The organism is Tardiphaga sp. 841_E9_N1_2 (genome assembly GCF_051811065.1).
GTDB classification, from domain to species: Bacteria; Pseudomonadota; Alphaproteobacteria; order Rhizobiales; family Xanthobacteraceae; genus Tardiphaga; species Tardiphaga robiniae.
This window is the reverse complement of sequence record NZ_JBPWQC010000001.1, coordinates 5,131,940-5,144,129: the sequence shown is the minus strand read 5'-3', so window position 1 is coordinate 5,144,129 and position 12,190 is coordinate 5,131,940. Positions and strand designations below refer to the sequence as shown.

The following is a 12,190-nucleotide window of genomic DNA, read 5'->3' as shown; positions in this document are numbered from 1 at the left end:
GGTTTTGCTCGGCAAAGCTCTCTTCGTTGAACTTGGCCGTCTTCCAGAACCAGTCGCGATTTCTGCGCACGAAGGCGAATACTCGTCATTTGAAAATGACCAGATCTCGCCGGTGCGAACGCATGGGAGATCGTGACCATGGCTACTCCGTATTCTGACAAGATCTCGCAGACAGTACCAAGCGCTTCCGATAGCGTAGCCGCCCCCGTCATTCGCAAGATCGGGTTGTCCGATCTGCATGAAGCGTTGCGGCTGGGCTGGGAGGACTTCAAGGCGGTTCCGAGTCACGCCATTATTCTGTGCGTCATCTATCCTGTTCTCGGGCTTGTGCTGGCCAGAATGACCCTTGGCTATTCGGTGTTACCGCTGCTTTTCCCACTAGCCGCCGGTTTTGCGTTGATTGGTCCTTTTGCAGCCCTGGGTCTCTATGAACTCAGCCGCCGCCGCGAACGCGGCGAAGAGGCGTCGGCGTGGCATGCACTCGGCGTGCTGCGCTCGCCGTCCTTTGGAGCCATGCTTGGCCTCGGCACGCTCCTGCTCATTCTGTTCGTGGTCTGGGTGACCACTGCGAATGCGATTTACGTTTCCAAGTTCGGCAATGCCCCTGCGGCCAGCATTCCTGATTTCGCATCGCGCATCTTCACAACCACAGAGGGGCACCAACTGATCGTCCAGGGCTGCGGCGTCGGACTATTGTTCGCTATCATGGCCCTGTGCGTTAGCGTCGTGGCGTTTCCGCTGATGCTCGACCGACATGCGAGCGTGACAGACGCAGTTCAGACCTCGCTGCGGGTCGTGATGAAAAATCCTGTGACCATGGCGGCATGGGGTCTGATTGTGGCCGCGCTGCTGGTGGCCGGTTCGCTGCCGTTATTCGTAGGTCTCGCCGTTGTTCTGCCGCTACTCGGTCACGCCACCTGGCATCTTTATCGCAAGGTGCTGGAGCCGGACCCGAATCCTCGGCAGGACCCTCCGCGTCCACCGAAAGGACGGCGCTATGCGGCCGATTTTCCGGTCTCTCTCTTCCCGTGGGGCCGCGATAAGCCGTAGATCGAAACAAACGACCGGAGACGCAGGTTCACAACCATACGGCTGCGGTTTCGATCGCTCGCATGCGGTTCCCTGTCGCGTGAGGTTGGGCTCGCGACAGGCTCGCTGAAGAAGAGCAGCAAAAAGATATTTGTGTCGGCTTCACAAGTTGAACCACCCCGTCCGCGCGGATGAAATCCAGCTCGGATGAGGGGCGATCCCGGATATCCGCCGGAAGCGGACGCCGCTCCCGGCAGGGTCTCTGCCCACTATCTATTAAGAGAACCCAAACAGCTTTGCCGGATTTGTGACCAGTATCTTTTCCAGCAAGGCATCGTCCGGCGCGTAGCGATAGAGCAATTCAAGCAGTTCGGCGTCGTTCGGCGGCTGGACGACCGATACAGGGTGCGGCCAGTCGCTTGCCCAGACGCAGCGATCGGGCGCGGCTTCGAGATAGGCTTGCGCGATGGGAACGACGTCGTCCCACGGCGTACCTTTCCTGGACGTCTTTTCGCCGAGCGAGAGCATCACCCAGAAATTGCCCTTCGACAGCAGGTCGAGAACCGCACGCAAGTTCGGATCGTTCTTGCCGAGGGTTGGATCCGGGCGGCCCATGTGATCGATGAGGACCGGCACCTTGAGAGACGCGATCTTGTCGAGATTGGCGACGATGCCGTCCTTCTCCGGCTGGAATTTAGCGTACCAGCCGAGTTCGGAAATACGTGCGATCGCGCGCTCGTAGTCGCTGTCCGAAAGCACGGCGCCGAGCTCCTTGCGGAAGCTGAACCGCGCCCCGCCGACGCCGGCGCCATTCAGCTTGGCGAGATACGCATCGTCGCGCTCGGCGAAAACCAGTGCATTCGCGCAGGCCTTGTAGTTCGGCCCCATCGCCGCCAGCCCGTCCAGAACCACCGAGTGATCGGCACCATATGTCGTCGTCTGCACGATGATGCCGCGCTCGATACCAAGCGCCTTGTGTACCCTAAGTGCGGCCTCCCAGGTCGCCGTCGGCATCTGATAGGCCGCGCCAGGCCGGACGGGATAACGTTCCACCGGACCGAGCACATGGAACTGACTGTCGATGCTCTTCGGCGGCGGCTTGCGGGATGGCGTGCGCGGGTTTGGATCAAATGGAAGATAGTCGGGCATCTGTCTGCTCCTTTAATCGATCACCGCAGTGAAATCGCATTGCACCAGGGCGCTGCCCTCCATCTCCATGGAGAGCGCATGACGGGCTGGGCGCGAATGCTCGTCGGGAAACATCTTGAGCCACTCGACATTGACTGGCCCGCGATTGCTGCGATCCTTCAGCCAGACCGTCATCTTGATGATGTCGTCAGTGCTGCCGCCACCGGCTTCCACGATCGTCTTCATGTGCGCGAACATGTTGGCGCACTGGCTTTCGAGATCGGGTGGCATCTCGCTCGTCTTGGGATCGCGGCCGAGGATGACGCCGGACATCAGCAGATTGTTGATGCGGCAGGCATTGGGGATCGGATTTGCGTGCTTGAACTCGCCGATATGAACGCTGCGGCGGCGCTTGGAAGATGTCATGGCTGCAGTCTCCGGATAACGGTCAAACGAATTGGCACGACACCGAGCCATACGGCCCGTAATCGGCATGTATCGTATCGCCGCGGCTGACCTCGATCGGACGCGTGAAGGATCCGGCGAGCACCACCTCGCCTGCAGCGAGATATTCGTCGTGCGGCGCGAGGCGATTGGCGAGCCACGCGATGCCGTTTGCCGGATGGTTCAGCACGCCGGCGGCGACGCCGGTCTCCTCGATCTGGCCATTTCGGAACAGCAGCGCGCTGACCCAGCGCAGATCGACATCCAGCGGACGGAATGGACGACCGCCGACCACAAGCGCGGCATTCGCTGCGTTGTCGGAGATCGTGTCCACCACCGTGCGGGGCTTCTTGGTTTGCGGATGCACGCGGTGCATGCGCGTTTCCAGGATTTCGAGCGCCGGAGTGACGTAGGCTGTCGCGTTCAGCACGTCGAAGATCGTACAATCCGGCCCGCGCAGATCGGTCTTGAGCACGAAGGCCAGTTCGACCTCGATGCGCGGCGCGAAAAACCGTTCATAAGGGATGCTGCCGGCATCCTGATAGAACATGTCGGCGAACAGCACGCCGTAATCCGGCTCGGAGATGCTGACCGCGTTCTGCATCGCCTTCGAGGTCAGACCGATCTTGTGGCCTTTGATCACTCGCCCCCGTTCAAGCTGCAGCGCCGTCCAGGTCCGCTGGATCGCATAGGCATCCTCGATGGTGAGATCGGGATAGTCGGCGGTGAACATGGTGATGAGCGTCTTGGTCCGCTCCGCCTCGTCGAGGCGACGCGCCAGCGTATCGATGACCGTCTGATCAAGCACCGTTATTTCTCCTCTGCGACGACGTTGCGAAGAATGCCGATCTGCCTGGACTCAACCTCGACGACATCGCCTGGCTTGAGCCAACGCGGCGGCGTGAAGCGGGCGCCGGCGCCGGTCGGCGTTCCGGTCGCGATCATGTCGCCGGGTTTCAAGGTGGCAAAAGTCGACAGATAAGAAATCAGATAGTCGAAGGTGAACATCAGCCGCTCTGTCGAATCGTTCTGACGCTCCTCCCCGTTCACTCGCGTGACGATATCGTGCGTCCCTTGCGGATCGCATTCGTCCGCCGTGACGATCCACGGCCCGACGCTGCCGGACCGATCGAAATTCTTGCCCTGGGTGACGTTGAACTTGCCGTGGTGCAGCCAATCCCGCACCGAGCCTTCATTGCAGAGAGTCATGCCGAAGATGTGCGACCACGCATTCTCGCGCGCAATATGACGACCTTCCTTGCCGATGACGATCACGAGCTCGCCTTCGTAGTCGAGCTGCTCGGAGATCTTCGGCTTTTCGATCGGCTGATCGGAGCCGACCACCGACGACGGGTTGCGGACGAACAGGCTCGGATATTTCGGCAAATCCGAGCTGTCTTTGTATTCAGCATTGCGGTCCTTGTAGTTGACCCCGATGCACCACAGCTTCTCCGGCGCCGGGATCGGCGGCAGCAAGACCAGATCCGACAGTCGATGATCGGGCTTGCGGCCGGCGCTCACCTGTTTCGCCTTCGCCAGCCCGTTGCCGGCGATCAAGCTGCGCAGATCGGGAAACTCCGATCCAAGCAATGCACTGAGATCGATAACGCCGTCATCGGCCACCACGCCGTAGCGGCTGTTTCCGCCGGTCGAATAGCTGCATAGTTTCATGAAGGCTCCTGAATAATTCACTGGATCGATTGCCGCTGGATCGCGGTGCCGGACCGGCTGCTCGAGCTGCGCCCGCGGCGTTCTTCCAATTACTTCGATGTCTGGAATACGGATTTCAACGTGAAGATCTCGCCTAGCCGCGCGTAACGCGGACCGGCAATGCGGGCGATCGGATCGAGGCTCTCGGTTTCAATCTTGCCGTTGGCGAGCAGATCATCCTTGATGTGAAATGCGACCACTTCGCCGACGATCAACCGGCTGCGGGTATCGCCGAATTCGAGGCATTGCCGAAATCGGCATTCCATCGCAATAGGCGGCGCCGTCAGCCGCGGCACCCCGATATGGTCGCTGGGGGTCGTCTCGAGACCGAGGACTTCGACCTCACTCACCTCCGGCGGATGTTCCGCGGAGCTTTCGTGAACCGCCGACATCAACGGCGAATCCGCGATGTGAATGACGTATTCTTCGCGATCCAGGATGTTGCGCGCCGTGTCTTTGTAGACGCCTGATTTGCGGCCGACGCTGATTGCTAGCATCGGCGGCTTGGGCGAGACGAAGGTGAAAGCACTGAACGGCGCAAGGTTGACGGTACCTGCCTGCGACAGGCTGGTCACCCATGCGATCGGTCGCGGGACGACGATGCCGGTGAGCAGACGATAAGCCTTTTCGGCGCCAAGTTCAGCGGGATCGATCTTCATTCGTCAATCCGCCTTTACGTTGGCCTTGCGCACGACCGGAATCCACTTGGCGTCCTCGCGATCGAGATAGGCTCTGAACTCACCCGGCGTCATCGGGAGCGCTTCGGCGCCAAGCTTTTCGAACTTGTCGACCACGCCTGGCTCCTTGAGAATCTCAGCCAGCGCTTTGTTCAATTTATCGGCGACCGGAGTGGGGGTGTTCGCCGGAGCAAACAGCCCTGTGAAGGTCTGACCGTCAAAATCCGGATAGCCGAGCTCGGCGAAAGTGGGCACGTCCGGAAGCGTCTTCAGTCGATGTGGGCTCGTGACCGCCAAGGCGCGCAACATTCCACTCTTGATATATTGAAGGCTGACCGACAGTTGATCGAATGCGAACTGAACCTGGCCGCCGAGCAGGTCATTGGTCGCGGGCGCGTTGCCGCGATAATGCGCCGTCACCCAACGAATCTCGAGCTTGGACTGCATGAGTTCGCTGAGCAGGTGATTGGTGGTGCCCGGCCCCGGAGAGGCCATCGTCAGCTTGCCCGGATCGCGCTTCGCGAGTTCGAGCAATTCGGCGAACGACGTAGCCTTCACGGAAGGATGAACCTCGAGCACCAGCGGCGTCATCGAGATGCTCGAGATCGGCAGGAAGTCGCGCTTCCAGTTGTAGGCGTCGCGCTTGTTGATTTCGGGAGCGAAGAGAACCGGACCATTGGCGCCGACCATGAGCGTGTAGCCATCATTCGGCGCTTTCGCCAGCGCCTCACCGGCGATCATGCCGCCAGCGCCCGACTTGTTTTCGATCACGAAGGGCTGGCCCAATTTCTCTTGCAGCCGATCCGCGACAATGCGCGCCGCGCTATCGACATTGCCGCCGGCCGGATAGGGCACGATCAGTTTGACAATGCGCGCGGGCCATTCCTGGGCCGTCGCCGCGCCATTAACCAGCGTCGCGGCAATGGCTGCAGCGATCCATAGCGACCTCATCATTTCCTCCCGCCAGATGCGGCTATCACGCCGCTGACCGTATGTTCGACGCCGATTGTGACCAGCGCTCTTGCGGCGAACCATTGGTTCACCCGCTTTACTTGTCGATGCCAATGTGCGGTTATTGTCCACATTATGGACAACGGATTGCCAACAACACTCGACCCGGAGCCGCGACAAGGCGCACAGGCGATCCGGCGCGCGCTCTTCCTTCTTCGCGTGCTTGCAGCCGGCGGTGAGAGTGGGTTGCCGCTGAAAGACGTTGTCCAAGCGACGCGCCTATCGCGCCCTACCGTACACCGGATCGTCCATGTCCTGATGGAGGAGGGGCTCGTCGAGCGCCACGAGCGCTCGGGTCGCTATGCCATCGGCACGCAGGTCCCTGAATTGGCACTCGCTCGCCCATCGCGCTCGCCATTGCTCGCCGCGGCGGACGACATTTTGCGCGAAACGTCGCAACGGGTCGGCGATACACTGTTTCTGACGGTACGCACCGGCAACGACACTTTATGCGTGGATAGGAGAATTGGCTCATATCCGATCCAGGTACTCTCGATCGCCGTCGGTGCGCGGCGGCCGCTGGGCGTCAGCAGCGCAGGCGTTGCCATCCTGGCCGCGTTACCGGCTCAAGAATCACGCCGGATCGCTATGACGAATGAGCCTCGATTTGCGGGATATCGGACCGATCGGCAGACTGTGTTGTCAGAGATCGCCGACGCCCGGCGCAGGGGCTATGGCGTGCGCGAAGTCGGGTTGGTCCAGGGCACGAAATCGATTTCGACCTGGATCAAGACAGCCGACGGCGACCCGGCGGCGGCCCTCACCATATCGGCCGTCCGAACACGGCTCGGCCCGCGTCGCGAGCAGGAAGTTGTCGAAACGCTTCTGAAGGCAGCTTACGAGGTCGAGCAGAAAATCCGGTAAGCGAGCACGCGTCGCTCAATCCAAGACAAAGGTCCGCTTGCGATATAAGCAGCGATTGAGCAGCCAATCGACGGCTAGCTGTTCTAATCTGAACGGAAAAGTCTGGCGGTCCATTCGGGATAAAACTGCACCACCCCTCCCGTTGCCCGCGCAAAATGGCGCGCCATTCGGAACACAACCACGAACTCATATATTGTTGAAATTGCTTGTGATTTTATAAGATGCCTTATGGCGCGAGGCTCGTCGCATCGATTCCGGCGTCAAGACACACCTCACAACTCCGCGCGCCACGGCGGCTCCGGGGTGCTAACATAGTCAAGACCGCACGACCGAAGATTTCACCTGTGCGATTGAAACGCGGTCGGGAAACGATGGCGCACGAAGAGATGCACTCCAAAAACAACGGCCGACCGTAATTGCGGTGAGTTGGCTGGGACGTGGAGGACGCTATGGCGTGGCGTGACGACAAGGCCCGGGCAACTCTGATCCGCGACGCGGCGGGAAGCGTGCAGCCGGGCAAGGCTCCCCGAACCTTTGCCGAGCTTATGTTCGGCTACACCAATGCCGAGGACCTCGCCAGTTACGATGCCTCCTCGCTTGCCTTCCTGGCGGAGCAAGCCTGGGAGCATGTACAGCGACGCACGGCGGGTCGTGCCGATATCCGCGTCGTCAATCCGATGATGCCGGACGGGCGCGAGATGTCCGTGCTCGAAATTCTCAACGACGATATGCCTTTCCTGTTCGATTCCATTATGGCGGAGCTCGCCGAGCAGGGCATCGAAGTTACCCTCGTCGCTCACCCCATCATCGCGGTGGAGCGCGATGACCAAGGCAAGCTCCTGCACTTCCACGGTGAAGCACTGCCGGAAGGGACAAAGGGCGCGCGCGAGAGCCTGATTCACCTCCACATCACCCGCCTCGACGCCGACGCTGACCGCGAGAGGCTGATTGACGGCCTCACCAGGACGTTAAGCGACGTGCGCGCCAGCGTCGCGGACTGGCGCGTCATGCGCGACCGCGTCGAGAACGCGATCAAGACTTTCTCTTCCAATCCACCGCCGCTGCAGATCGACGAGGTCGCCGAGGCCAATCAGTTCCTGCAATGGCTGTGCGCGGACAATTTCACCTTTCTCGGCGTGCGGGAGTATCGCTTCTCGCCCGACAGCGATGCGTCGGACGACATCACGACCGCTGAGGGCCTCGGCATCCTCCGCGACCCCGATGTAAAGGTCCTGCGCCGCGGCAACGAAATGGTGGTGATGACGTCGGAAATTCGCGAGTTCATGCGCGAGCCGACCCTACTCATCGTCATCAAGGCCAATGTGAGTAGCCGCGTTCATCGCCGCATCCGGATGGATTATATCGGCATCAAGCTCTATGCGCCCGACGGCCGGCTCGAGGGTGAACTACGAGTCGTCGGCCTGTTCACCTCAGGCGCCTATACGCGCTCGGCACGACAGATCCCCTATGTTCGCCACAAGGTATCGCGGGTACTCCAGCGCGCCGGCTTTGATCCGAACAGCCATTCGGGCAAAGCGCTAATGCACATCCTCGAGGAATATCCGCGAGACGAACTATTTCAGGTCGACGTCGACACCCTGTTCAATTTCGTCATGGAGATCCTGATCCTCTATGAGCGCCCCCGCGTCCGGGCGCTCGCTCGGGTCGACAAGTTCGATCGCTTCGTCTCCATCCTCGTCTTCATTCCGCGCGACAAATACGACACTGATGTGCGCATGCGAGTCGGCGCCTTCCTGTCGCAGATTTACAAAGGGATGCAGGCGGCCTCCTACGTGTCTTTCCCCGAAGGAGCATTGACACGCATTCACTACATCATCGGACGCTATGAAGGTAAGACTCCTGCCGTCGAGCGCACCGCGCTGGAAGCCGGGATCAGCGCCATTGCCGCGACCTGGGCCGACAAGCTGAAGGCTGCGCTGACTGCGTCTACCGATGGCATGCGGGCGCGCATGCTCGCCAATCGCTATGCCCAGGCCTTTACCGGCGGCTATACCGAGGTTTCCACGGCGGAACAGGCGATAGCCGATATCGCCACCATCGAAAGGCTCACGCCAACCCGCCCGGTGACGATTTCGGTTCATCGCTTCGAGGGCGAGGACGATCCCAAACGCTTCGGCCTGAAGGTGTTCTCGGATGCCGCGCCGTTGTCGCTGTCCTATCGCGTGCCGGTGATCGAAAATCACGGTCTCCGCGTGGTCGATGAACGTACCTATCAGATCGTGCCCGGTGCCAGGCCTGAGCCGGTGTGGCTGCACGACATGACGATAGAGACCAGCGACGGCCAGCCGATCGAGATCAACCGGGAATTCAGCCATCGGCTCGAAGCCTCGATCATGGCGGTGGTCGGTGATCGAGCCGAATCCGACGGATATAACGGGCTGATCCTGCGCACGGCCCTGGGCTGGCGCGAAGTCTCGACCATCCGGGCGCTGTCCCGCTATTTGCACCAGATCCGCGCGCCGTTCAGCCAGGATTATATGTGGGAGACTCTGCGCAAGAACGCAGCGATCACCGCCAACCTCGTCGCGCTATTCCAGGCCCGCCTCGATCCACGCCTCACCCTTACTGATGCCGAGCGCTCGGCCCGGGAGACCGCCCTCCTTGCTGATATCGAGGAGCAGCTCAAATCCGTCGCATCGCTCGACGAAGACCGCATCCTCCGCCGTTTCACCAATCTGGTGCAGTCCACCATCCGCACCAATTTGTGGCAGGTCGGCGAGGACGGACATCCGCGTCCGGTGATCTCATTCAAGTTCGACGCGCGCGGAATCGAGGACCTGCCGGCTCCACGACCGCTCTACGAGATTTTCGTCTATTCTCCCCGCGTCGAAGGCATTCACCTGCGCTTCGGCAAGGTTGCGCGCGGCGGACTGCGGTGGTCCGATCGGCCGCAGGATTTCCGCACCGAGATCCTCGGCCTGGTCAAAGCCCAGCAGGTCAAGAACGCCGTGATCGTGCCGGTCGGCGCCAAAGGTGGCTTCGTGCCCAAGCGCCTGCCGCCGCTCTCCAGCCGCGATGCGTGGCTCGCGGAAAGCACCGAAGCCTATCGCATCTTCGTTCGCTCGCTGCTCGAACTTACCGACAATCTCGACGGCGACGACCTCCTCCCGCCCGACTCAACCGTGCGGCATGATGGCGACGATCCTTATCTGGTCGTCGCCGCCGACAAGGGCACCGCCACCTTCTCCGACATCGCCAACACGATTTCGGCCGAGAAGAACCATTGGCTCGGCGATGCCTTCGCCTCCGGCGGCAGCCAGGGCTACGACCACAAGAAGATGGGGATTACGGCGCGAGGCGCCTGGGAGGCGGTCAAACGCCACTTCCGCGAGCTCGGCACCGACATTCAGACCATGCCTTTCACTGTAGTTGGCGTCGGCGACATGTCCGGCGACGTCTTCGGCAATGGCATGCTGCTCTCGCCCGCGACGAAATTGGTTGCGGCGTTCGATCACCGCGACATCTTCATCGATCCCTCTCCCGATCCGGCGATCAGCTACGCCGAACGCAAGCGCATGTTCGACATGCCGCGATCGAGCTGGCAGGACTACAACAAATCGCTGATCTCGCAAGGCGGCGGCGTGTTCTCGCGCTCCCTCAAGGGGATTCCGCTCGCACCGGAAGTGCGCACCTTGCTCGATCTCGACAAACCGCAGGCGACGCCCTTCGAGGTGATGACGGCGATCCTGAAGACGCGCGCAGACCTACTGTGGTTTGGTGGCATCGGCACCTATATCCGGGCGTCGGTGGAGAGCGACGATCAGGCCGGCGACCGCGCCAATGATCCGATCCGCATCACCGGGACCGACGTTCGCGCCAGGGTGATCGGCGAAGGCGCCAATCTCGGCGTCACTCAGCGCGGCCGCATCGAAGCGGCGCAGACGGGCGTCAAGCTCAACACCGACGCGATCGACAATTCGGCCGGTGTGAATACGTCCGACGTCGAGGTCAATATCAAGATCGCATTGGCCCGCCCCGAGCGCGAGGGACGCCTCAGCCCGGCTGACCGTAACACCCTGCTTGCCGCGATGACCGACGACGTTGGTGCGCTGGTCCTGCGCAACAACTATCTGCAGACGCTCGCGCTCTCGCTCGCCGAACGCAAGGGCGTGGCCGCGACCGGCTTCCTCACTCGCCTGATGCAGTCGCTCGAGCAGCGCGGCCTGCTCAGCCGCGCAGTCGAATTCCTGCCCGACGACGCCGCGATCACCGAGCGCACGCGGCGCGGGCAGTCCCTGACACGACCTGAACTTGCCGTGTTGCTCGCCTACGCCAAACTGACGCTCTACGACGACCTGCTCGGCACCAGCGTGCCGGACGATCCTTGTCTCGCCCGCGAGCTCTCCGGGTATTTTCCGGGCCAGGTTCAGGATAGGTTCCCGACAGCGGTAGAGTGCCATCGCCTCCGACGCGAAATCATCGCGACCAGCCTCGTCAATACGGTCATCAACCGCGGCGGCCCGGCGTGTATCGTGCGCCTGATCGACGAAACCGATGCCGATATCCCCACAATCGTCATGGCCTATGTGGCGGTGGATGAATCCTACGGGCTCAAGTGGCTAAATGATGCGATCGATACGCTCGACGCCTGCATCGAAGGGCAGTTGCAATTGTCCCTCTATGAGGCGGTCCAGGACCTTCTGCTTTCCCGCATGGTCTGGTACGTGCGCAATATTGATTTCAAGGATGGCCTCGAGGCGGTGATCGCACGTTTCGGCCCGGGTATCCGCGAGATCAGCGCCTCTCTCGACAACACCCTGCCACCGGACTTGCAGGCCGCGCGCGGCAAGCGCCGGCAGGAGCTGACCGATGCCGGCGTCCCGTCCGGCCTCGCCGGCGAACTGGCCGATCTCGACACCCTGGTCTCGGCGCCGGACATCGTGACGGTCGCCGAGCGCACCGGCCGCAGCATCGGCGACGCCACCGCGACGTTCTTTGCCGCCGAGGCCAATTTCCGTCTCGACCGCATCATCGCTGCCGCGCGCAGCGTGCCCGCCAGCGATCGTTTCGAACGCCTCGCCATCGACCGCGCCGTCGACCTGATCGCGGCTGCCGAAAGAGGCCTCGCTGCGGATATGTTGGCAACCGGCCAATCCGGCCAGCAGGCTGCGGAGACCTGGCTTGCAGCTCATCCCGAGGCGACGCGCATCCGCCGCGCAGTCGAGGAGATTGCTGCTGGCGGCCTGACGCTCGCCAAGCTGATGGTGGCGGCAAACCTGCTGGGGGACTTGGTCAAAGGCTGAGGCGTGCGGGGCAGCGATGTGAAACTCTAAAGAGCAATGCTAGCGCAGGTTGTTAGCCAGCGA

9 protein-coding genes are annotated in these 12,190 nt (G+C 61.6%); 3 read left to right on the top strand and 6 right to left on the bottom strand.

The annotated features are described in order from the left end of the window. Window positions 1–138 precede the first annotated feature (138 nt). Window positions 139–1,050: a DUF2189 domain-containing protein gene (locus AB8A50_RS24635; RefSeq protein WP_439079207.1), complete on the top strand. Its 912-nt coding sequence runs from the start codon at window positions 139–141 to the stop codon at window positions 1,048–1,050. A 255-nt stretch (window positions 1,051–1,305) separates the two neighbouring features. Here AB8A50_RS24635 and AB8A50_RS24630 read toward each other — a convergent pair whose 3' ends face one another. The 6 genes from AB8A50_RS24630 to AB8A50_RS24605 form a co-directional block, all read right to left on the bottom strand. Further along, window positions 1,306–2,178, bottom strand: coding sequence for an amidohydrolase family protein (locus AB8A50_RS24630; protein WP_439079206.1), 873 nt, complete (start codon window positions 2,176–2,178; stop codon window positions 1,306–1,308). A gap of 12 nt (window positions 2,179–2,190) precedes the next feature. After that, entirely contained in the window at window positions 2,191–2,583 is a 393-nt protein-coding gene (locus AB8A50_RS24625) for a RidA family protein (RefSeq protein WP_439079205.1), read from the bottom strand. A gap of 22 nt (window positions 2,584–2,605) precedes the next feature. Beyond that, window positions 2,606–3,415, bottom strand: coding sequence for a 2-oxo-hept-4-ene-1,7-dioate hydratase (gene hpaH, locus AB8A50_RS24620; protein ID WP_374725708.1), 810 nt, complete (start codon window positions 3,413–3,415; stop codon window positions 2,606–2,608). After that, window positions 3,412–4,272, bottom strand: coding sequence for a fumarylacetoacetate hydrolase family protein (locus AB8A50_RS24615; RefSeq protein ID WP_439073348.1), 861 nt, complete (start codon window positions 4,270–4,272; stop codon window positions 3,412–3,414). The genes hpaH and AB8A50_RS24615 overlap by 4 nt, the downstream gene beginning before the upstream one ends. A gap of 89 nt (window positions 4,273–4,361) precedes the next feature. Next, window positions 4,362–4,970: a flavin reductase family protein gene (locus AB8A50_RS24610; protein ID WP_439079204.1), complete on the bottom strand. Its 609-nt coding sequence runs from the start codon at window positions 4,968–4,970 to the stop codon at window positions 4,362–4,364. Window positions 4,971–4,973: 3 nt separating this feature from the next. After that, window positions 4,974–5,939, bottom strand: coding sequence for a Bug family tripartite tricarboxylate transporter substrate binding protein (locus AB8A50_RS24605; RefSeq protein WP_439079202.1), 966 nt, complete (start codon window positions 5,937–5,939; stop codon window positions 4,974–4,976). Between the two features lie 135 nt (window positions 5,940–6,074). Between AB8A50_RS24605 and AB8A50_RS24600 the strand changes: the two genes are divergently transcribed. Then, window positions 6,075–6,863 carry an IclR family transcriptional regulator gene (locus AB8A50_RS24600; protein WP_089262784.1) on the top strand — a complete coding sequence of 263 codons (789 nt, stop codon included), beginning with the start codon at window positions 6,075–6,077 and terminating at the stop codon, window positions 6,861–6,863. A 437-nt stretch (window positions 6,864–7,300) separates the two neighbouring features. Further along, entirely contained in the window at window positions 7,301–12,127 is a 4,827-nt protein-coding gene (locus AB8A50_RS24595; protein ID WP_439079201.1) for an NAD-glutamate dehydrogenase, read from the top strand. Window positions 12,128–12,190: the final 63 nt, after the last annotated feature.

Excerpts from the sequence above, each read along its gene's own strand:
- AB8A50_RS24610 (WP_439079204.1), bottom strand. The coding sequence starts at position 4,970 with ATGAAGATCGATCCCGCTGAACTTGGCGCCGAAAAGGCTTATCGTCTG.
- AB8A50_RS24600 (WP_089262784.1), top strand. The coding sequence starts at position 6,075 with ATGGACAACGGATTGCCAACAACACTCGACCCGGAGCCGCGACAAGGC.
- AB8A50_RS24635 (WP_439079207.1), top strand. The coding sequence starts at position 139 with ATGGCTACTCCGTATTCTGACAAGATCTCGCAGACAGTACCAAGCGCT.
- AB8A50_RS24605 (WP_439079202.1), bottom strand. The coding sequence starts at position 5,939 with ATGAGGTCGCTATGGATCGCTGCAGCCATTGCCGCGACGCTGGTTAAT.
- AB8A50_RS24630 (WP_439079206.1), bottom strand. The coding sequence starts at position 2,178 with ATGCCCGACTATCTTCCATTTGATCCAAACCCGCGCACGCCATCCCGC.
- AB8A50_RS24625 (WP_439079205.1), bottom strand. The coding sequence starts at position 2,583 with ATGACATCTTCCAAGCGCCGCCGCAGCGTTCATATCGGCGAGTTCAAG.
- AB8A50_RS24615 (WP_439073348.1), bottom strand. The coding sequence starts at position 4,272 with ATGAAACTATGCAGCTATTCGACCGGCGGAAACAGCCGCTACGGCGTG.